The following is a 21554-nucleotide window of genomic DNA, read 5'->3' as shown; positions in this document are numbered from 1 at the left end:
GGCACACTTCTGACGTTCCGTCAGATCCAGTGCCGGGAGGGGCCTTGTCGCGCACGCGCATACCCGCGGTGGCCGGTTGGTTCACCGAGAACACCACGGAGGAGGACTTCCGCCTGTTGGGCACCCGCTGTTCCGGCTGCCGGTCGGTCCACTTCCCCCGGGAGGACGGCCACTGCCGCAATCCGGGCTGCCCCGGGGGTGAGCTGGAGGAGGTACCGCTGTCGAAGCGGGGCACGGTGTGGTCCTGCACCGACGGGCGCTACCGGCCGCCTCCCCCGTACGTCAGTGACCCCGAGGCGCCCTGGGAGCCGTACACGCTGGTCGCCGTCGAGCTGGCCGCCGAGCGCATGGTGGTGCTGGGGCAGGCCGTGCCCGGGGTGGGCGTGGCCGATCTGCCCGTCGGCTCGGTGGTGGAGGTGGTGCCGGGCGTCCTGGACGAGGACCGGGCGACGGGCACCGTTCACACCACGTGGCACTGGCGCCCCGTCGCGGCGACGGAGGCCGGTTCATGACCGGCGACGTGGCCGTCCTCGGGGCCGGGATGCACCCGTGGGGCAAGTGGGGGCACAGCTTCGTCACGTACGGGCGGATCGCCGCGCAGGCCGCCCTCGCCGACGCGGGCATCGGCTGGCCCGAGGTCCGGTCGGTCGTCGGCGCGCAGACGGTGCGCGGGGGCTATCCGGGTTACGTGGCGGGGGCGACGTTCGCCCGGGCGCTCGGGTGGCAGGGGGCGCGGGTGGCGTCCGTGTATGCCGCGTGTGCTTCGGGGGCGCAGGCCATCGACACGGCGCGGGCGCAGATCCTGGCGGGGCTGGCGGACGTGGTCCTGGTGGTGGGGGCCGACGCGGCGCCCAAGGGGTTCTTCGCCCCGGCGGGCGGGGAGCGGCCGGACGACCCGGACTGGCTGCGCTTCCGGGTGCTCGGGGCGACGAACCCGGCGTACTTCGGGCTGTACGCCCGCCGCCGCATGGCACTGTACGGGGACACGCAGGAGGACTTCGCGCTGGTCAAGGTGAAGAACGCGGCGGCCGGGGCGCTGAACGAGTTCGCCCGCTATCGCAGGCCGGTGACGGCCGGGGAGGTCGCCGCCTCCGCGATGGTCGCCGATCCGCTGCGGCTGCTGGACATCTGCGCCACCTCCGACGGGGCAGCAGCCCTGGTGCTGTGCGGTGTGGAGTTCGCGCGGCGGCGCGGAGTGCGTGATCCGGTGCGGATCAGGGCGGTTTCCACAGTGACGCCCACCTTCCCGAGGACCGTCCTGGACCTGCCGGACATCGGCACGGATTCGGCGGTGGCCGTGGGCCCGTCCTCCATGAGTTTCCGGGCTTCGATCGCGCGGACCGCGTACGAGGAGGCGGGGGTCGGGCCGGAGGATCTCTCGCTGGCCGAGGTGTACGACCTGTCCACGGCGCTGGAGCTGGAGTGGTACGAGGACATCGGGCTGTGCGGTCCCGGCGAGGGGGCGAAGCTGCTGCGTACGGGGGCGACCGCGCTGGGCGGCCGGGTTCCGGTGAACGCGAGCGGCGGTCTCGCCTCGTTCGGCGAGGCGGTCCCCGCCCAGGCCATCGCGCAGGTCTGCGAGCTCACCCGGCAGTTGCGCGGGCGGGCCGGGGAGCGGCAGGTACCGGGCGCGCGGGTCGGGATCACGGCGAACCAGGGACTGTTCGGGCACGGGTCGGCGGTGGTGGCGCTCCGTTGAACCGGAGCGTCCCGAACGGGTTTTCCCTGCACCCCACTTGACTGGCCGTCACCGCAGCAGAACACTCGGGGCCCGGCCCGCCGGACGACGTGCGGCCCGTACCCCTGTCGGCGGGGGTACGGGCCGTACGCGTACCGGACTCGCGTCGCTCAGGTGGCGACGGGTTCGCGGGCCCGCGCGGCACGCTCCAGGGCGTGCTCCACGACCGCGACCAGGACATCACGCACGGAGGACCGGTCCCGCGCGTCGCAGACGAGCACCGGAACCAGGGGGTCGAGGTCGAGAGCGGCCTGCACGCTCTCCGTGGGAAACCGCTCGGCGCCCTCGAACGTGTTGACCGCGACGGTGAAGGGGATCCGCCTGCGCTCGAAGTAGTCGACCGCGGCGAAGCAGTCCTCGAGACGCCGCGTGTCGGCGAGGACGACCGCGCCCAGGGAGCCCTGGGCCAGTTCGTCCCACAGGAACCAGAAGCGGTCCTGGCCGGGCGTGCCGAACAGGTAGAGGACCAGGTCCTCCCGCAGCGTGATCCGGCCGAAGTCCATCGCCACCGTGGTGGTGGTCTTGGACTCGACCCCGTCCAGATCGTCCACCGGGCGGCCCGCCTCGCTGAGGCGTTCCTCGGTGCGCAGGGGCCTGATCTCGCTGACCGCGCCGACCGCGGTCGTCTTGCCGACGCCGAACCCTCCCGCCACCAGGATCTTCAGGGTGACGGGCTCGACCACCCGCTGCTTGTCGCGCCTAGAGCGCCCGAAGGCCATTGATAACCTCGCGAAGAATGTTCACGTCCGGCAGTTCGGCCGGCGGAACGGGACGGGTGACGTGCACCAGCTCGTCCTCGACGAGATCGCCGACCAGGACCCGTACCACCCCTACGGGGAGGTCGAGTTCGGCGGCGAGTTCGGCGATGGACTGGGGCATGTCGCTGCAGAGTTCGATGATCGCCACGTGTTCGGGGGCGAGCGTCTGGTCCCGGCCGGGATCGTCGGCGGCCGGTTCCGGTACGACGAGCGCGATCAGGTCGAGGCGGTGACGGGAGGCGCTGCTCGTACGCCCCCGGGTCATCGCGTAGGGGCGGACCACCGGTCCCGCCTCCGCGTCGTACCACCGAGAGGCCTGGGGGTCGACGGACGCGTCCGGGGATCCGGGGCCGGTGCCCCGGGGGGAGTCGGCGCTCATGCCCGCCACACTCACCCTCCGGCGGGCAGACCGGTCGTCCGTGGGGCGTTGGCCAGGTGGGCCCCCACGCGCTTGACCATCAGGGTCATCTCGTACGCGACCTGGCCCACGTCGGAGTCGGCCTCCGCCAGCACGGCGAGGCAGCTTCCGTCGCCGGCGGCGGTGACGAAGAGGAACGCCTCGTCCAGTTCGACGACCGTCTGGCGCACCCGGCCCGCGTCGAAGTGGTGGCCCACGCCCTTGGCGAGGCTGTGGAACCCGGAGGCCACGGCGGCGAGATGCTCGCTGTCCTCGCGGGTCAGGTCCCCCGAGGCCCCGGTGGCGAGTCCGTCGCTGGAGAGCACCAGCGCCTTGCGGATGCTGGCGACGCGCTGGACGAGTTCGTCGAGCAGCCAGTTCAGTTCGCCCGAGCCGTGGCGTGCGGGGTTGTGTGCTGCGGCGTTCGGTGCGGTCATCGACCGTCCCCTCCCGGAGTGGTTCCTGGTGCTGTGCCACCGGGGCCGCCGGTGTCCTCGGTGTTGTCCGTGATCCCGGCGTTGTCCGTGATCCCGGTGGTCTCGGTGGGTTCGGTGATCCCGGTGGTCTCGGTGGGTTCGGTGGGTTCGGCGTTCTGCCGACGGCCGCGCTGCCAGCCGCGCTGGAGCGAGGCCATACGGTCGCGTACCTCGTCCGCGTCGCGCTCGGCGTCGTCGAGCATGTCCACGGGCGACGCACGGTGCGCGGTCCGGTCCGCGGACTCCTCCCGGAGCTGGCGGGCGAGGCTGGCCTGCCGGACCCGGCGCGGCAGGCCGCCCACGGTGTCGGGCGCCGGTGGGGCGGCCGGCGCCGGGGTCTCCGGCTCCGTGGCGCGGGGTGGTTCCGTGGCGCGGGCTGCCTCCGTCGTGCGCTGTGCTGCGGCTCGCGTGGTCCAGGGCGCATCAGCGGTGCGGGGCCTGTCGGCCGGGTCGGAGGCCCGGTCGGCGGTGTGCGGGACCGGGCCGGTGGCCCTCGCGGGAGTCACGACCGGGTCGTCGCCCGCGCCGTCGACCCGGCGGCCCCGGTCGGTGACCAGCGTCGGCGGGGTACGGCGCGGCAGCGGCGCGGGGCCGGCGGGGCGCATCGGGCGGACCTCCGCCGTGGGCTCGTCGCCGTGGTCGCGGGCCTGCTGGTGCTGGTCCCGGTCGGTGTCGCGGCGCGGGCCGCCGGGCTCGTCGCGGCGGGGCTCGCGGTCGCCCTCGCGGCGCAGGTCCCGGGCGCGGAAGATGCCGCCGCGCTCGCTCTCGGTGTCCTCCAGGTCGGAGACGCCGTCCAGGACGGGTCCGAGGGCCGGGTCCAGGGCCGGATCCGGCGAACCGTCCAGCGGGTCGGCGGCGAAGTCCAGCGGGCCGACCGGGGCCTCCAGCTCGACCGGCCCGTCCAGGACGCCCGGTCCGGTGAGTCCGGTGGGCACCGGCGACAGGACCGCGGACCTGCCGTTGACGCGGCGCTCCCCGCCCGGGGTCGTCTTCTGCGCGCCCTGCGCCGCGTCGGAGCTCCGCCCGCTGCCGATCGCCCGCTCGGCCCGGCGGTCGAGGCGGAACCCGGTGCCGTGGGTGTCGGGGGCCTCGGTGAGCAGGGCCGCGGGGATGAACACGACCGCGGTGGTGCCTCCGTACGGCGATTTCTGCAGGGAGACCCGGACGTTCTGGCGCTGGGCGAGCCGGCTGACGACGAACAGGCCGAGCCGGTCGGTGTCGGAGAGCTCGAAGTCGGGGGTCTCGGCGAGCCGCAGGTTGGCGTCGAGGAGGGCTTCGGGGGGCATCCCGAGACCGCGGTCGTGGATTTCGAGCGTGAAGCCGTTGGAGACGCGTTCGCCGTGCACCTGGACCGCGGTGTGCGGGGGTGAGAAGACGGTGGCGTTCTCCAGGAGTTCGGCGATCAGGTGGGTGAGGTCGGCGACGGCGGGCCCGCCCACGCCGATCCGGGCGAGGCGCCGGACCTCGATGCGTTCGTAGTCCTCGACCTCGGCGACGGCGGCCCGCACCACGTCCATCAGCTGGATGGGCTTGCGCCACTGGCGGGAGGGCGCGGCGCCGGAGAGGATCACGAGCCCCTCGGCGTGCCGCCGCATGCGGGTGGTGAGGTGGTCGAGGCGGAACAGGTCGGCCAGTTCGTCGCTGTTCTCGGTACGGCGCTCCATCGCGTCCAGCAGCGTGAGCTGGCGGTGCAGGAGGACCTGGTTGCGGCGGGCGAGGTTGACGAAGACCTCGGAGACGCCGCGCCGCATGTCCGCCTGCTTGACGGCGGCCTCGACGGCGGCCCGCTGGAGGGTGTTGAGCGCCTGTCCGACCTGGCCGATCTCGTCGGGCTCGTAACTGAGGTGCGGGGCCTCGGTCTCGACGTCCACCTGCTCGCCCGCGGCCAGTCGGCGCATGACGCTCGGCAGCCGGACGCCGGAGACCTCGTGGGCGTCCTTGCGCAGCCGGGAGAGGTCGCGGACGAGTTCACGGCCGATGCGTACGGAGACGAAGACCGAGACGATCAGGGCCAGGAAGCCGAGGACTCCGGCGATCCCGGCCTGGGCGAGGACCCGGTAGGCGGCCGGTTCGGCGCGGTCCTGGAAACGGTTGCCCATTTCCGTGGAGTCACCCGCCAGCCGGTCGAGGACGGGCACGGCCGCCTCCTCCCAGCGGTCGGCGTCGACGGCGCCGGGGCGCTTCGTCGCTCCGGCGGCGATCAGGGTGTCCTCGGCGCTGCGAAGCGGTTCGGTGTCGGGGCTGCCCCAGAACTGCTCGACACGTCGGCGCTCGGCGGCGGGGAGGTTCTCCAGGCTGACTTCGTAGAGCAGCTCGCGCTGGGCCACGAGGCCGGATATCTGGCGCAGTTCGGAGGTGGTGAAGCGGCCGGCGACGAGGCCGGAGGCGATGAGCGCGTCCTCGCGCGAGAGCATTTCCCGGGCCCGGGCGACCCCGACCAGCGCCCGCATCTGCTTGTCCATCGACACGTTCTCCAGGGTGTGGAGTCCGTTGAGGAAGCGGTAGGAGGGGTCTACGAGGCCGTTGTAGAAGTCGAGCGCCTTCGCCCGGCTGATGGTGCGCTTCTCGACGGAGCCGCGCAGGGCGTCCAGACCGTCGACGGCGCTGAGGATCGCGTCCAGGCGGCTGCTGTCGGCGGCGCTCAGCGCTTCCCGGACGTCCTGCGCCCGGGCGTTCTCCCTGACCTCGCCCACGATGCGGTCGGTGGTGGCGCGCTGGCCCATGAGGACGGGAAGCGCGTCGGAGGCCCGCGGGTCGGCGAGGAAGACCAGGGTCTGCCGTCGCTCGGCCTGTACGGCACGAACGGCGTCGTCCAGTGGGTGGGCGACCTTCTCCACGATGGATCCGGCGCTCATCAGCTCGCCGGCCTCACGGCCGGTGATGTAGGTGGCGAAGACCCAGAGGCCCGTGAGGGAGACGAGCGGCACCAGCAGCAACGCCACGATCTTCCTGCGGATGGACTTCCCGCGAAAGCGCATGGCCTCCCCCAGATCGGCCCCGCACCGCGGGGGTGGTCTTCTCCCGGTCGTCCCTCGGCCCCGCACCTCTACGCACCGTGCGTACACCGGCGCGCATCGGGCGGACGCGGGCGAGGTCCGTCCTGCGTCAATAAACGGCGCGAGCCTACTACTGACACAGAGACAACTCGAAGACACGTCCGGATGATTTTCAGCCGTCCCGGTTGGGCTTGATCATGAGTTGTCCCGGTATCCCCGGAGATGAAATTCGCGAAAGCGACAGAGGGTGCCGGCCCGACCTGTCGCTACCGGCACGTTTCAGTTGGCTGGAATTCTTCGCTCCGTGACCTTCTGCGCCCTGCGGGCGCTTTTCAGGGGAATCTTCGGGACGCGTGGTTCGTCCATATGTACGGGGTAGACGCACGGTGGGGTCGTGCGCGGCAGGACGGACGGGTTCCGCCCGCGTAGAACCGGCGCAAGCCGGGCAGCCACCCTGAAGTCGGACAGTGGTGGGGAGTTGAAGGACCTTGAGCACGCAGGAACGCGGGAGCGCCAGAGTACCGGCGGCCGCGAGTACGCAAGCCGCGGACGGGGCACGGATCCCGCGGCAGTTGTGGGTGGAGGAGCCGGCCTCGAAGCGGCGTATGCCCGATGCGGTGCGGACGGCCGCCGTGCGCGCCGTTCTCATCATGTCGCTGACGATCATCCAGGCGATGGTCGCCTTCCTGAGCACCTTGACCGGGTCCTGGCTGGCCTTCCCGATGGTGCTCAGCAGTGTGGCCAGCACGGTGGTCGCCACCTGGTCGGTGCTCGACGTCTGGGTGACCCGGCAGGTGTGGAACCAGCGCAACGGCGTGGTGTCCCTGCCGAGCAGCTCGGCACGGCAGATACGTCGCGAGCGGCGCCGGTCCCGCCGGGCCGAGCGGGCGGCCGAGCGGGACGACACCGGAGGGGCCATAGCCGGCCGCCGGAACACCGGCGACCTCTCCCGGGCCTGACCCGCCGGCCGGTCCTGCTGAAGGGCCGGCCTACGCCTCGGGCTGCGTGGCCGGAACCACGGTGGCGGTCTGCTGCTCGCTCCGTCTGAACATGCGGGTCGCCGTGATCTCGCCGTGGACCGTCTCTCCGTCCGGGTCCTGCTGCGGCAGGCCGGGGCGCAGATGCTCCTCCACGCTGATGTACTTCAGCCCGGCCCTCAGGTCGGCGTCGTTGCGCAGTCGGATGACGAGGGGGAATTCGGCGAGTGCGGTCGTGTCGAACAGGCCGGTCGTGTAAAGCAGTTGTACGCCCAGCGCGTCCGACACCGCCCGCTGGAGCTCCAGCAGATACGTGGCGTTGGCGCGGCCGATCGGGTTGTCGAGGAACAGGGTGCCCGCGTGCCGGTGGCGGTCGCGGCCCCGGTCGTTGCTGCGCAGGGCCGCCATCGTGCAGTAGAGGGCGATGGCCGCGGTGAGCAGCTGGCCGCCCGAGAAGACATCGCCCATCTGTCCGACCGGGACGCGCTCGGCGCGCAGCACGGCGTCCGGCTTCAGGATCTCCACCGCGATGCCCTTGGGCTCCAGCGCCGCCTCGACGCCCCTCAGCAGCAGGGACATGCCGTCCCGGCGGAGGTCGGAGTTCTTCTTGAGGGCGGCGTGGGTGGCCTCGTCGATGACCTCGCCGAGGCGTTCGGTGAGGGTGGCCTGGTCGGGTTCCTCGAAGCGGATCCGGAGGAATTCCTGACCCGACCACTCCCCCAGGCCCTCGGGAAGCTGGGAGAGCCGCTGGGCGGAGCGCAGGGTGGTGAGCGCGGAGTCGACCAGGCCGCGCAGCCGGTCGACGATGGAGTCGCGGTTGCGCTCCAGCTGGATGAGCTCGTCGGTGAGGACGCGCAGCCGGGGGGCGAAGGCGTCGGCCCACTTCTGGGCGTGCTCGGGCAGGGCGGAGGCGGGCAGCTCGCGGATCTGCTGGCGGGCGGGGGTGCGGACCTGTTCGTACCGGGTGGAGTTGGCGTGCCGGACGAGGATGTCGCTCGCTTCGCGGACGGCGCTCTCGGCCGCCGAGAGGTCGGCGTTGCAGCCGCGCAGGGAGCGGCGGGACTCGGCGGCGGACTGCCGGGCCTCCTCCAGGGTGCCGGGGTACGGGCCGGGGTCCTCGGCTCCGTCCTCCGTGCCGTGGTCGCGCAGGAGGTCCCGGAGCAGGGCAGCGGTCTCGTCGAAGCCGCCGGCGGAGTCCTCGGCGGTGCGGTGGGCGTGCAGCAGCTCGCTGTGGGCGGCGCGGGCGGTGTCCAGGGCCCCGGTGGCGGCGGCCAGCTCGGCGGTGGCCGTACGCAGGAGGGCCTGGGCGCCTTCGGCGTCGGCCGGGACCAGGTCGTCCGGCAGGTCGGTGTGGTGCTGCCGCTCGTCGTCGGGGGCGAGCCGCTCGGCCTCGCCGCGCAGCCGTCCCAGATGCTCGCTGGCGGTGGAGGCGCGGGTCTCCAGGAGCTGGACGTGCGCTTCGGCGCGGGAGGCGGCGGCCTGGCGGGAGGGGCCGTCGGCTCCGTCGGTGCCCTCCAGGAGCTGGGCGGCGCGGGTGCGGACCTTGTTGGTGAGGCGGTCCAGCTCGGCGAGGGCCGCACTCTCGTCGCTCTCGGCTCGCGCCTGCTCGGCGCGCAGGTCGGCGCCGACGCCGACCTTCTCGTACAGCTGGGAGGCGGCCCGGTAGGCCTCGCGCAGGGTGGGCAGGGCGGTGCGGGCCCGGTTCTCGTCGGGCTCGGGGAGGACTTCGGGGACGCCGGCGATCTCGGAGCGCTCGGCCCGCAGCGCGCGGGCGGTGCGCCGGGCGTCGTCCCCGGCGCGCTGGGCGGCCCTGCGGTCCTCGTCGGCGGCGCGGGCGAGGTCGAGGCAGACGGCGGCGCGGGCCTCGGACTCGGCGGCCTCGTCGACCAGTTCTCGCAGCCGGGCCTGCCAGCCGGCCCGCTCCCGCAGCCGGTGGGCGAGGCCGGCCAGCGCGTCGGCGGCGCGGCGGGCCCGCTGGGCGGCTTCCTGGCGCTCGTCGCGGACCCGGGCGGTGTCGGCGGCGGCCTCGTCCGCTTCGGCGCGAGCGGTGCGGGCCTCGGCGAGGACGGCTTCGGCACTCTCGGCGGCCGTACGGGCGGCGGCGGCGGCCTCGGCCAGTTCGGCGAGCATGCCGGGCGGGCAGTCGTCGCGCCAGGAACCGATGCGGGCGGCGAGGGCGCGGTCCCCGGAGAGGCGGGCGGCGAGGGTCCTGATGTCCTCGTCGCGGGCGGCGGCGCGGCTGCGCAGTGCGTGGCGTTCCTCGTCGGCGGCGTGTTCGTCGTGCATGGCCGGGTTCGGCGGGACGAGGAAGACGCCGTTGTTCTGCTCGTCGGAGCCGGTGCCGGGGGCCGGGACGGGGGCGAGGAGGGCGGCGGCGGTGCCGACGGCCACGGTCGAGCGGGGTAGCAGGGCCGCGCCGCCGAGGACCTCGCGGGCGCGGCTGTGGGCGTCGGGGTCGGTGATGACGACGCCGTCGACGAGCTCGGGGCGGGCGGCGAGTACGGCGGCGTGGTCGGCCGGGTCGACGGCCTGGGCGAGGTAGCGCCAGCCGGGCAGGGCGGGGATGCCGTGCTCGCCGAGGTACTCGACGGTGGCGAGGACGTCGGGTCCTGGCGGCAGCAGCCCGCCCTCGCCGAGCGCGCCGAGGATGCGGGCGTCGTCGGCGGCGGCGGTGCGCAGGTCGAAGAGGCGGCGCTCGGCGGCGGCGACGGACTGGTCGAGGAGGTCGCGCAGCTCGTCGGCGCTGCGGTCGAACTCCTCGGCGGTCAAGGGCTGCTGGGTGGCGGCGGGCTGAGCGGCGAGGGCCACGGCGCGGTCGGCGGCCGGTTCGGGGGTGGTGGCCGTGCCGTCGTCGTTGCTTCCCGGGCCGGTGCGCGCGGTGGCGCTCTGCGCGGGCGGCGACACCTCGTCGGCGGCTTCCCGGCGGGGGTGCGGGACGCCGGTGCCGGAGGGCAGGCCCAGCAGGTCACCGAGGCGGGGGTCGGCGGCGATGGAGGCGGCGGCGCGGAGCTCGTCCTCGTGACTCTGCTCGGCCGCCCTGGCCCCGTCGGCGGCGCGGGCGGCGGCCAGGTCTGCGCGGTTCTCGGCGGCGGCGGCCTCGCGGGCGGTGTCGGCGGCACTGCGGGCGGCTTCGCGGGCGGTGTCCCAGGCGGCGACGGCGGACTGTTCGGCGTCGCTGGCGGCGAGGGCGGCGCGGGCGGGGTCGGCGTCGGGCGCGGTGTCGTCGAGCCAGCCGGCCCGGACGGCTTCGGCGGTCTCCTGGCCGACCTCGGCGAGGCGCTGGCGCAGGTGTCCGGCCTCGCTGCGGGCGCGCTGCGCCTCGGTGGCGGCGACCGTCGCATCGCGGTGGGCGCGCTCGCCGGTGGCCTGGAGGGTGTCGGAGCGCTCCTCCTGCTCGTTGGCGACGCGCTCGCCTTCCTCGGCGGCCTTGTGCAGGGCGCGGACGAGGTCGGTGGCGGCGGCGCTGCGGGCGGCGAGGGCCGGGGCGGCGTCGCGTTCGGCCTCACGGATGGCGACGGCGACCCTGGCGGAGCGGTCGGCGGCGGCGCGGTGGCGCAGGACGGCTTCGGCGGCCTGCCAGGCGGCGTGCAGGGTGCGGGCCTCGACCAGCTCCTTGCGTCCGGCGGCGGCGCTCTTCTCGGCGGCGGTCAGGGCCAGCGAGGCGTGCCGGTAGGCGAGTTCGGCGGCGATCAGGGCGCGGCGGCCCCGGGTGGCTTCGGCTTCGGTGACGGTGTGGGCGGCGGCGGTGACCCGCTCGGCCAGCTCGGTGGTGCGGCCGCGTTCCTCGGCGGCGCGGGCGGTCAGGCGGCGGACCAGGGTGCGGGTGCGGCGTTCGGCGCCGGCGTGGATGTCGCGGGCGCGGGCGCGGGTGTCGGTGGCCTCGACGATCCGGCCGAGGAGGTCCACGGATCCCGCGGTGAAGTCGCGTTCGGCGGTGAGCTCGGCGCGGCGGCCCAGCTTGTTGCCGAAGCCGCTGACCAGGTCGGCGAGTCCGTCGGTGTCGCGGGTGTCGGTGACGGCGCGGAGCAGCAGGTCGGTGAAGTCGGAGTCCTTCTTGACCGCGAAGAGTCCGGCGGCCTCGCCCTCGTCGGAGTTCATCTCGCGCTGGTAGCGGAAGAGTTCGGGGTCGAGGCCGAGGTCGCCGAGGTGTTCGTTCCAGCGGTCGTGGATCTCTTCCCAGTGCACGTCGAGGTGCTGGTAGAACTTGCCCGCGTCCATCAGCGCGTCGCGGAAGCCCTTCATGGTGCGCCGCCTGCCGCGTGCCCCGGAGACGCCTTCGGCCGGGCGGCCCACGGCGGAGGACTCGGCGACGGGCAGGCTGTCCAGGCTGAGCCCGGGGCCGGGGCGGAACGAATACCAGGCCTCGGCGAACTTGCGGGGGTCGCCCGAGACCTGGCGGCCGCGCCACTCGCTGACCTTGCCGACGACGACGCATTCACCGGTGAGGGTGTGCTGCCACTCCAGGGCGACGTGCCCGCAGTCGTCGGCGAGGAGGAACTTGCGCAGCACACCGGAGCTGGCGCCGCCGAGGGTGTTGCGGTGACCGGGGAGCATCACCGAGAAGATCAGCTTGAGCAGGACGGACTTGCCGCCGCCGTTCTCCAGGAAGAGGACGCCCGCAGGAGCGGGGCGGCGGGGCGGGCCTACCGGCTCCTCCTCGAAGAACTCCGCCTGGGCGGGGGCGGGGCTGGGAACGGGGGCGCCGACGCCGCGCAGGTCGAGGACGGTGTCGGCGTAGCGCGCACCGGCAGGCCCGATGGAGTAGAGGCGGACCCGGGACAACTCGTACATGGCGGCGGACTCTCGTCGTTCGGTGAGCGGGGGCGGAGCGGCAGGTGCGGGGCGGTCTGTCGGTGACGGCCGGCCGGGTCAGGAGTGGAAGGGCAGACCCGCGTCGGCGGCCAGCTCCATGCTGTCGGGGTCGGGCGGCGGCAGCAGGGTGGCGGAACCGTCGGTGACGGGGACGACGCCGAGCTCCAGCAGTTCGGTCATGGCGGCGCTGCCCGCCATGTCACGGACCTGGAGCTGGTAGCGGGCGGTGGTGCGGTAGGCGCCGCCCGCGTCGTCGCCGGTGCGCTGGAGGAAGCCGGAGTCGGTGAGGAAGGCGACGGCCTTGCCGATGATGCCGGTGGTGGATCCGGCGAGCCGGCGGGCGTCCTTGGTCGCGCCGGTGGCGCTGCGGCGGGCGTAGATCCGCCAGCCGGCTTCGAGTCCGGGGGCGTCGCTGGCCGGGTCGGTGTTGTCGCCCTGTTCCTCGGCGCGCTCCTCCAGCCGCCGGCAGGCCTGGCGTACGAAGGCGTCGACGCCGTTGACCGTGATGCGGCCGATGTACGCGTCGTCGGCGAGATCCTCGGGGCGAGGGAAGGCCAGGGCGGCGACGGCGAGGTGGGCGAGGCCGTGCAGGAAGCGGTCGGCAGCGTCGGAGGAGGCGCGGCGGGCGTAGTCGCCCATGCGGACGGCGAAGACGGAGTCCTCGCCCGCCGTCACGGCCATCCCGGCGCGCGGGGAGACCTCCAGGACGATGAGGCCGAGGCCGGTGGCGACGGCGTCGGCGAGCCGGGCGAAGGCGCTCTCCTCGCGGTAGCGCCGCAGGAGGTCGGCGTATTCGGCGTCGCGGGCGGGCAGCAGCTTGGGCTGGAGTCCGAAGGAGACCAGGCGTGCCGCGTCGGCGGCGTCGGCCGGGGTGACGGGCGCCTGTACGGCGGGCTCGGCGGAGCCCGGGTGCGTGGAGTCGCCCGCGTACGGGGTGGCGGGCCCGGCGTACGCGGAGGGCTCGGTCCACGCGTCGGGGCGCTCGGCGTCGTGGTCGCTCACGGCTGGGACTCCTCGGTACGGAAGACGTGCGGGTGCGGAGGGAGAACGGGGCCGGCCGTGGCAGGAGGCGCGGGACCGTCCATGACGGAGGCGGCGGGGCCTGTCGCGGAGGATGACACGGGGCCGGTCATGAGATCTCCTTGCGGTCGGCGGCCATACCGACGGCGTCCAGCAGGGCGGTACCCACGATCAGGTCGGCGCCGCCGAACTCCGGGTCGTCCAGCTCGGCCCCGTCGTCCACGGCGAACAGCAGGCGTCGCTCGCCCTGGCGGTAGGCGGTGCCGACGGGCGGGCTGGCGGCGTGGACGGCGAGCAGGGCGACCAGGTACGGCAGGTCGGTGTCGCCGGTGCGGCGGGCCTCGGCGAGCAGTCCGGAGAGCCGGCGCGGGGCGTCGTGCTCCAGGTCGAGCAGGGTCATGGCGCGGGCGAGCTGCTCGTCGCTGAACCGGCTGTCGTCCGGAGTGGCGATGAGGTCGGGCTCGGGCATCTCCGCGCCCAGGTGCTCGCGCTCCAGCGGCGGGGTGAGCAGCATGTCGACCAGGTCCCCGACGCGTACGGAGGTGGGGGTGCGCAGTCCGGTGCCGTGGGCGAAGAAGGCGTCGGTGGCCCGGGTGGACTGTTCGACGGGGAGGGGGAGGAGCGGGGCGAGGAGCTGCCCGTACAGATCGAGGCCCGCGTGGGCGGTGGGCGGGGCGAACGCCTGCCGGTCCTGCTCCGCACGGAAGAGGGGGCCCGCCTCCAGGAGCCGGGACTGGAGCTGGGTGTGCCGGCGGATGCAGTCCTTGACGATGTCGACGAGCTCGGCGGCCCGGCGCTTGTGCTCGGGGTCCTCGGCCTCGTCGCGCGCCTTGCGGATGTTGGTGAGGATCGCGTTCTCGTGGCGGTAGCGGTCGGCCACGTGGTCCAGGGCCTCGGCGATCATGTCCGGGACGGTGTGGAGCCAGTCGACGGCGCGGACGTTGCGCCGGGTGGCCTCCAGGGTGCGGCGAAGGGTCTCGGCGTACTGCACGGTGCGGTAGCGGGCCTGTTCGGCGGCGAGTTGGGCGTCCGCGAGGCGGCCCCGGCTGATGAGGACCTCCAGCTTGACCTCGGCGGCGATCTGGGCGCTGGTGACGTCGGTGTCCAGCGCGCCGACCAGGACGTTGACCGCTTCGTCGGTGGCGCGGAGGTAGACCGTGCCGCCGTAGCCCGGGACCTCTTCGATGAGCTTGAAGTCGTAGTCCCGGCGGACGTAGACCCCGTCGGGGTTGAACGTGCCGTAGACCGCGCGGAAGCCGCGGTCGACGCTGCCGACGTTGATCAGGTTCTCCAGGACCCAGCGGGCGACCCGTTCGTGCTCGGCGACGGGGCGGCCGGGCGCCTGGGCGCCGACCCGGGGCAGCAGTCTGGCCACTATCTGGTCGTGGTCGGCCCCGGTGTCGAAGTCCATGTTGAGCGTGACGAGGTCGATCGCGGCGAGGGCGACCTCCGCCATGGCGTACACGGTGTACTCGCCGGCCAGATTCGCCTTGCGGACGTCGAGGTCGTGCAGCGGCGCCGTGCACGCGAGCGCGCGCAGCCGCCGCGAGAGTCCCTCGTCGGCGGCGGGGCCGGGGGCAGGCCGCGGCCCCGCGCTGAGCTGCGGCGAGGCGTTGTCCGGGTAGGCAGGCGAAGTCACGTGGGACAGATTAGGTCCTCGCACTGACAAGGGTCGAAACGGCGCTAATGCGACCGGTCCCGCGCGGCGGTCCGGTGAGCCGCGGGCCCGTATCCTCCGCCGCCCGGCGTGCGCACCACCAGGACGTCACCGGCGGCCAGTTCGGCGGTGTCGCAGCCCTCCAGCGGGACCGTTCCGCCGTCCGCCCGCTCGATGTGCTGCTCGCCGAGTGCCCCCGGCTCCCCGCCCTCCGCTCCGTACGGCGGGACGCGGCGGTGACCGGAGAGCAGTGCGAGGGTGACCGGTTCCAGGAAGCGGATGCGGCGCTCGACGCCGTCACCTCCGTGCCACCGCCCCGCTCCCCCGCTGTCGTCCCGGACCGCGAAACTCTCCAGCCGGACGGGCAGCCGCCACTCCAGGATCTCGGGGTCGGTGAGCCGGGAGTTGGTCATATGGGTCTGTACGGCGTCGGCGCCGTCGAAGCCGTCCCCTGCTCCGGATCCGCTGGCGATCGTCTCGTAGTACTGGACGTTCTCGTTGCCGAAGGTGAGGTTGTTCATGGTGCCGGAGCCCTCGGCCTGGCCGCCGATCGCTCCGTACAGCGCTCCGGTGACCGCCTGGGAGGTCTCCACGTTGCCCGCGACGGTCGCCGCCGGGTGGACGGGGTCGAGCATGGACCCGGGCGGAATGGTCACCTCCAAGGGCTTGAGGCAGCCGCTGTTGAGCGGGATGTCCTCGCCGACGAGGGTGCGGAAGACGTAGAGGACGGCGGCCATGACGACGGACCGGGGGGCGTTGGCGTTGCCGGGCTGCTGGGGTGAGGTTCCGGTGAAGTCGAGGTGGGCGCCGCGGGCGTCCCGGTCCACGGTCAGCCGGACCTGGATCACGGCCCCGCTGTCGGTCTCGTAGCGGCAGTGGCCGTCGTGCAGTCCGGCGACGATGCGGCGTACGGACTCCTCGGCGTTGTCCTGGACGTGGCCCATGTAGGCGTCCACGACGTCGGTCCCGAACTGGTCTGTCATGCGCCGCAGTTCGGCGATGCCCTTCTCGTTGGCGGCGATCTGGGCGCGGAGGTCGGCGAGGTTGGTGTCCGGGTTGCGGGAGGGGTAGGGGGCGGAGGTGAGCAGGTCGCGGGTCTCGTCCTCGCGCAGCCGGCCGTCGCGGACGAGCAGCCAGTTGTCGAAGAGCACGCCCTCCTCGTGGATCGTCCGGCTGAAGGCGGGCATGGAGCCGGGGGTGATGCCGCCGAGCTCGGCGTGGTGGCCGCGCGAGGCGACCAGGAAGCGCAGCCGGCCCTGTTCGTGTCCTTCTCCCTCGTCGAACACGGGGGTCACGACGGTGACATCGGGCAGGTGCGTGCCGCCGTGGTACGGGTCGTTGACGGCGTAGACGTCGCCGGGGCGCAGGTCCCCCTGGTTGCGCCGCAGGACCTCCTTGATCGACTCGCCCATCGAGCCGAGGTGCACCGGGATGTGCGGGGCGTTGGCGATCAGGTTGCCCTCGGCGTCGAACAGGGCGCAGGAGAAGTCGAGGCGCTCCTTGATGTTGACCGAGTGGGCGGTGTTCTCCAGGCGGACGCCCATCTGCTCGGCGATGGACATGAAGAGGTTGTTGAAGACCTCCAGCATCACCGGGTCCACCCGGGTGCCGACGGCGGTGCGTTCGGGCCGGGGGCGGCTGCGGGTGAGGACGAGGTGTCCGGCCGGAACTGCTTCTGCCGTCCAGCCGGGGTCGACGACGGTGGTGGCGTCGTCCTCGGCGACGACGGCGGGCCCGGTGACGGTGTCGGCGGGGTGCAGGTCCGCCCGGCGGTGGAGCGGGGCCCGCTGCCACTGGCCCTCGGCGTACAGGTCAACGGTGTCGGCCGGGCGCGGCGGGGTGTCGTGGGGGCCGTCTGCGGGCGCGGCGGCGTCGGCCCCACCCGTGGCCCCGGTCGCCCCGGTGGCTTCCACCGAGACCGTCTCGACGACCACGGGCTTGTCCATCGTGAAGCCGAACCGGGCCCGGTGGGCGGCGGCGAACGCCTCGGCCATGGCGGTCTCCGTGTCCAGGTCCACCGGCAGCGCCGCGTCCGTCCCGGCGTACCGCAACAGGACGCGGGCCTGTGTGGTGATCGCGGAGTCCGGCGTTCCGTCGGCGCGCAGGGCTTCGCGGGTACGGTCGGCCAACTCCGCGCAGAGCCTCTCCACACGCTCCCGGGCGGCCTCGTCGAGTTCCTCCTCCACCGACTGCTCGCGCATCGCGGTGGCGTCGGCCAGGCCGATGCCGTACGCGGAGAGCACTCCGGCGAACGGGGGGACGAGGACGGTGTCGATGCCGAGGGCGTCGGCGACCGCGCAGACGTGCTGGCCGCCCGCACCGCCGAAGCCGGTGAGGGCGTAGCGGGTGATGTCGTGGCCGCGCTGCACGGAGATCTTCTTGACGGCGTTGGCCATGTTGAGCACGGCGATCTCCAGGAAGCCCGCCGCCACCTCCGCCTCGTCCGGCCGTCGCCCGGTGGCGCGCCCCACCTCGTCGGCGAGCGCCGCGAACCGCTCGCGCACCAGGGCGGCGTCGAGCGGAAGGTCTCCGTCCGGCCCGAAGACCGCCGGGAAGTGGCCGGGCTGGACCCGGCCGAGCATCACGTTGGCGTCGGTGACGGTGAGGGGGCCGCCCCGGCGGTAGCAGGCGGGTCCGGGGTGGGCGCCGGCCGAGTCGGGGCCGACGCGGTAGCGGCTGCCGTCGAAGTGCAGGACGGAGCCGCCGCCTGCCGCGACGGTGTGGATGCTCATCATCGGGGCGCGCATCCGGACCCCGGCGACCTCGGTGCCCAGTTCCCGTTCGAACGCGCCTGCGTAGTGGGAGACGTCGGTGGACGTGCCGCCCATGTCGAAGCCGATGACGCGGTCGTATCCGGCCTGCCGGGATGTGCGGACCATACCGACGACGCCTCCGGCCGGGCCGGAGAGGACGGCGTCCTTGCCGCGGAACCTGGCGGCTTCGCGCAGACCGCCGTTGGACTGGAGGAACATCAGCCGGATCCCGTCGAGGCGGGCGGCGACCTCGTCGACGTACCGGCGCAGGACGGGTGAGAGGTAGGCGTCGACGACCGTCGTGTCGCCGCGGGGGACGAGCCTGATCAGCGGGCTGACCTCGTGGGAGCTGCTGACCTGGGTGAAGCCCGCCTCCCGGGCCGCCTCGGCGACGGCCCGCTCGTGGGCGGGGTGGCGGTAGCCGTGCATCAGGACGACGGCGGCACTGCGCAGCCCGTCGGCGCGGGCGGCGCTCAGCTGTTCGCGTACGGGTGCGATTTCCAGGGGTCGTACGGTGCGGCCGTGGGCGTCGACGCGTTCGGGGACCTCGATCACACGCTCGTGGACGGACTCGGGGAGGACGATGTGCCGGTCGAAGAGGCGGGGCCGGTTCTGGTACGCGATCCGCAGGGCGTCCCGGAAGCCCTCGGTGATCAGCAGGACGGTCGGCTCGCCCCGTCTCTCCAGCAGGGCGTTGGTTGCGACGGTGGTGCCCATCCGGACGGCGGCGACGCGGTCGGCGGGCACCGGTTCGCCGGGGTCCAGGCCGAGGAGCAGCCGGACCCCGGCGACGGCGGCGTCGTCGTAGCGGTCGGGGTCGTGGGAGAGGAGCTTGCGGGTGATCAGGCGGCCGTCGGGGTGGCGGCCCACCACATCGGTGAAGGTGCCGCCCCGGTCGATCCAGAACTCCCAGCGTCCGGTCATGGCGCCATTCTGTGCCCGCCCTCCCGGCCCCGCAGGGGCAGCGCGCGGGCAGGAGCTCAGTCCGAGAAGAGCGCAGCCAGCCGGGGCAGATGCCGACGGGTCGCGTCGGCGTCCGCGGCGTCCCAGGTCTCGCCCGCCGGGCCCGCCGGGAATATGCGGTCGCGGAGAGCCGCTTCCACGGCGGCGTCGAGGGAGGCGGTCTCGCCCCGGAGGCGTCGGTAGGCCTCGGCGACCGGGGCGTCCAGGGACTCGTATCCGATCCAGCCGCTCTCCCCGCGGCTCATCCGGATCACCACCGGCAGTCCGGCCAGGGAGTCGGGGTCGGCCACCGCCCGGGTGAAGGTCTCCCGTCCGAGCAGGGCGAGCCCGTCGCGGAAGTCCATGAAGCCGTCGTCGCCGCAGCCTCCCTCGATGAGGTAGGCCGCGTTCCACAGGGGCCATCGGCAGGCGGAGCGGGTCACCTCCACCGCGGTGACGGCGAAGGAGGCGATCCGCTCCGGCTTCAGGTCCGCGAGCACATCGGTCAGGGCGCCGGGCAAGGGGTCGCCGGGCGGGTCCCGGTCGTCCGCCCGGCCCCCGACCCTGTCGCGCGCCCGCTCGACGAGCCCCCACCACTCGTTGATGTCCATGGTGAGAAGCCTGGGAGGAGGGTCTGACAACGCCCCCTCCTCCCACGGACCGTGCGCACCCCACGGACCGTGCGGTCAGACCGCGGGGGCGTCCGGTCCGATCCGGCTCCGTACCGCCGTCTGGACCTCGGCCTCCTCGGCCGGGTCGGCGGCGAGGCGGCGCAGGCGTTCGGCGACCCGTATGTCTCCGGTCTCGGCGTGCAGGGCGGCCACCTCCCGGGTGGTCTCCTCGCAGTCCCAGAGGCACTCCACCGCGAACCCGGTCGCGAAGGACGGGTCGGTGGCGGCCAGGGCGCGGGCGGCCCTGCCCCGCAGTTGCGAGGAGGACGTCTCGCGGTAGACGTGGCGCAGCACGGGGGCGGCGCAGGCGATGCCGAGGCGTCCTGCTCCGTCGACCAGGGTCCACAGCAGGGGGGCGTCGGGTCCGTCGCCGCGTACGGCCTCCCGCAGCGCGCCGAGGACTTGGGGAGCGTCCTGGGCGGTGCCTCGGCAGGCGAGAACTCCGGCGGCCGAGGCACCGAGGGCGTCGGGGCGGTGGACCCAGCGCCTGGCCCGTTCCACGGCGTCGTCGCAGGTCATCCGTTCGAAGGCGGCGATGGCCGTGTCGGCGACGGTGCGGGCGGGGCTGATGGCGGCGGCTTCGATGAGGTCGAGGACGGCGGGGCCGCCCGCCTCCGCGAGGTAGTGCAGGGCGGCGCAGCGGGCGCCTTCGGGGCCGCTGCGGGCGGCCTCGACGATCAGGTGCAGGTCGTCGGGTCCGGCGACGGCGGAGAGGCAGCGGGCGGCGGGGACGTGCAGTTCGCTGCCGCGTTCCAGGGCTTGCTGGGCCCAGTCGAAGACGGCCTGGACGCTCCAGCCGGGGCGGGGACCCCCGGGGCGCATCTGGCGCTGCCATCGGTCGAACGAGCCCTGTTCACCGGCGGCCCTGACCCGGGCGCCGACCGCTTCGCGCGGGTCGTCGGCCCACAGCCGCCAGGGGCGCGGTTCGAAGGAGTCCCGTACGGCGGCGGCGAGGTCGGCCGCGCCCTGGTCGGTGTCCGGGAAGCGGGCGAGGACGGGCAGCGCGAGGGAGCGCAGGCCGGCGTCGTCGTCGCGCAGGGCGAGTTCGTCCAGGGCCCATGCCCAGTTGGCGCCGGTCGCCGCGTAGCGGCGGAGCAGGGCCAGGGCGTCGTCGCGTCCGTAGGAGGCGAGGTGGCCGAGGACGGAGAGCGCCAGACCGGTGCGCGAGTCGTCGGTATCGATGTGGTCGTCGGGATCGGCGAGGTGTCGCTCGATCTCCTCGATACCGCCGTCGAGGTCGAGGTAGAGGCGCGCGTAGTAGAGGGAGCGGTTCTCCACCTGCCAGTCGTGACGGGGGTCGCTCACGACGCAGTGGTTGAGAGCCGCGAGGGCCTCGGGGCGTGGTGCGGCGAGCGCGTGGAGCGTGCCGTCGCCGCGGCCCCTCTGCAACAGGCCGAGCAGGGTGCCGCTCGGCGCTATGAACGGATCGAACATGGGAGAAAGCCTCACATCAAGCTGTCGACGCAACCGGGACTGTGCAGGGCCCCGTGCCTCTCGGCACGCGGGGGTGTCCGGGGGACACCGCTACGCCGCGCAGTGACATGATCGGCCGACCGCCGTCTTCCGCCTGGTGTAGAGCATCTTCCTCTGCCTCTCGTCGGTGGCCCTGAGCGGGCCCGCGACGTCATGATGACCCAGCCATTTCGCCACCGCGACCACATTTACGACGGACCGGTCAGCGGAGCCCACGGCGGACGCGTCGACAAGCGCGTCCGCCGGCGTCTCACCGCGCACCGAAGCGTTCCAGCAGGTCGGACTTGCCGAACATCCGGGCCGTGTCCAGCGCGGACGGCGTTCCGGCGGCCGGGTCGGCGCCGGCGGCGAGCAGGGCGTCGACGACGGCGTCCTCCCCCTTGAAGACGGCTCCGGCCAGCGGGGTCTGGCCCCTGTCGTTGGCGCGGTCGGGGTCGGCCTCGCGGGCGACGAGGGCGGCGACGGTGCCGGCGTGCCCGTGGTAGGCGGCGAGCATCAGCAGGGTGTCGCCCCGGTCGTTGGTGAGGTTGGCGGGGACTCCGGCCTCGACGTACGCGGTGAGCGCCTCGGTGTCGCCGGTGCGGGCCAGGTCGAAGACCTTGGTCGCCAGCTCGACCACCTCGGGATCGGGGGTTTCGCTCATCGGACGGACCGCCTTCCTTGACTGCTGCCGCGGCTGTCACCGCCGCGGTTGACCTGGTGGGGAGTACGGCACGGGGGGCCGTACGAGTGAATCGACAGGGTACTGCTCCCGGGCCGACATGACCCGGCTCGGATACGGCAAGGGATCACCGCGGCTGATCCTGCCCGGCACGGACGAGGTGATGCCGCTCCCTGGAGGCCGACTTCCGTGGGCCAGTCAAGTGAAAGCGCGAGATATTCAC

Annotated in this window: 14 protein-coding genes; 3 read left to right on the top strand and 11 right to left on the bottom strand. The window is 73.8% G+C overall.

Annotated elements, in window-relative coordinates; all coding sequences use genetic code 11:
- Positions 1-44 precede the first annotated feature (44 nt).
- Positions 45-512, top strand: a complete 468-nt coding sequence (locus IG90_RS0116565; protein WP_233435987.1) for a Zn-ribbon domain-containing OB-fold protein — start codon at positions 45-47, stop codon at positions 510-512.
- Positions 509-1699, top strand: coding sequence for a lipid-transfer protein (locus IG90_RS0116560; protein WP_030584306.1), 1191 nt, complete (start codon positions 509-511; stop codon positions 1697-1699). The genes IG90_RS0116565 and IG90_RS0116560 overlap by 4 nt, the downstream gene beginning before the upstream one ends.
- A 149-nt stretch (positions 1700-1848) precedes the next feature.
- On the opposite strand, the gene IG90_RS0116555 is transcribed toward IG90_RS0116560, so the two are convergent.
- The 4 genes from IG90_RS0116555 to IG90_RS0116540 are packed head-to-tail and all read right to left on the bottom strand — an operon-like array spanning position 1849 to position 6347.
- Entirely contained in the window at positions 1849-2457 is a 609-nt protein-coding gene (locus IG90_RS0116555) for a GTP-binding protein (protein ID WP_030584303.1), read from the bottom strand.
- Complete coding sequence (locus tag IG90_RS0116550; RefSeq protein WP_030584300.1) at positions 2438-2875, bottom strand: DUF742 domain-containing protein; 438 nt, start codon at positions 2873-2875, stop codon at positions 2438-2440. The genes IG90_RS0116555 and IG90_RS0116550 overlap by 20 nt, the downstream gene beginning before the upstream one ends.
- Positions 2876-2886: 11 nt before the next feature.
- Positions 2887-3330 (bottom strand): roadblock/LC7 domain-containing protein, encoded by a 444-nt coding sequence (locus tag IG90_RS0116545; RefSeq protein WP_030584297.1) that lies wholly within the window; start codon positions 3328-3330, stop codon positions 2887-2889.
- Complete coding sequence (locus IG90_RS0116540) at positions 3327-6347, bottom strand: sensor histidine kinase (RefSeq protein ID WP_030584295.1); 3021 nt, start codon at positions 6345-6347, stop codon at positions 3327-3329. Before IG90_RS0116540 ends, IG90_RS0116545 begins: the two co-directional genes overlap by 4 nt.
- Before the next feature lie 623 nt (positions 6348-6970).
- Between IG90_RS0116540 and IG90_RS0116535 the strand changes: the two genes are divergently transcribed.
- Positions 6971-7324, top strand: coding sequence for a hypothetical protein (locus IG90_RS0116535; protein WP_030584292.1), 354 nt, complete (start codon positions 6971-6973; stop codon positions 7322-7324).
- A gap of 30 nt (positions 7325-7354) precedes the next feature.
- On the opposite strand, the gene IG90_RS0116530 is transcribed toward IG90_RS0116535, so the two are convergent.
- The 7 genes from IG90_RS0116530 to IG90_RS0116495 all read right to left on the bottom strand — a co-directional run bounded on the left by IG90_RS0116530 (position 7355) and on the right by IG90_RS0116495 (position 21313).
- Positions 7355-12133, bottom strand: coding sequence for a hypothetical protein (locus IG90_RS0116530; protein WP_030584289.1), 4779 nt, complete (start codon positions 12131-12133; stop codon positions 7355-7357).
- 78 nt (positions 12134-12211) lie between these two features.
- A complete protein-coding gene (locus IG90_RS0116525) occupies positions 12212-13156 on the bottom strand; it encodes a membrane protein (protein ID WP_030584286.1) in 945 nt (314 codons plus the stop codon).
- Between the two features lie 127 nt (positions 13157-13283).
- Positions 13284-14813, bottom strand: coding sequence for a hypothetical protein (locus IG90_RS0116520; protein WP_030584283.1), 1530 nt, complete (start codon positions 14811-14813; stop codon positions 13284-13286).
- Between the two features lie 44 nt (positions 14814-14857).
- Entirely contained in the window at positions 14858-18508 is a 3651-nt protein-coding gene (locus IG90_RS0116515) for a hydantoinase B/oxoprolinase family protein (RefSeq protein WP_030584280.1), read from the bottom strand.
- Positions 18509-18564: 56 nt separating this feature from the next.
- Positions 18565-19137 carry a DUF4240 domain-containing protein gene (locus IG90_RS0116510; RefSeq protein WP_030584277.1) on the bottom strand — a complete coding sequence of 191 codons (573 nt, stop codon included), beginning with the start codon at positions 19135-19137 and terminating at the stop codon, positions 18565-18567.
- 75 nt (positions 19138-19212) lie between these two features.
- Complete coding sequence (locus IG90_RS0116505; RefSeq protein WP_030584273.1) at positions 19213-20631, bottom strand: hypothetical protein; 1419 nt, start codon at positions 20629-20631, stop codon at positions 19213-19215.
- A 289-nt stretch (positions 20632-20920) separates the two neighbouring features.
- Complete coding sequence (locus IG90_RS0116495) at positions 20921-21313, bottom strand: ankyrin repeat domain-containing protein (protein WP_030584267.1); 393 nt, start codon at positions 21311-21313, stop codon at positions 20921-20923.
- Positions 21314-21554 lie beyond the last annotated feature (241 nt).

The organism is Streptomyces anulatus (genome assembly GCF_000721175.1).
GTDB lineage: Bacteria > Actinomycetota > Actinomycetes > Streptomycetales > Streptomycetaceae > Streptomyces > Streptomyces anulatus_C.
The sequence above is the reverse complement of the archived record's forward strand: the minus strand, read 5'-3'. Positions and strand labels throughout refer to the sequence as shown.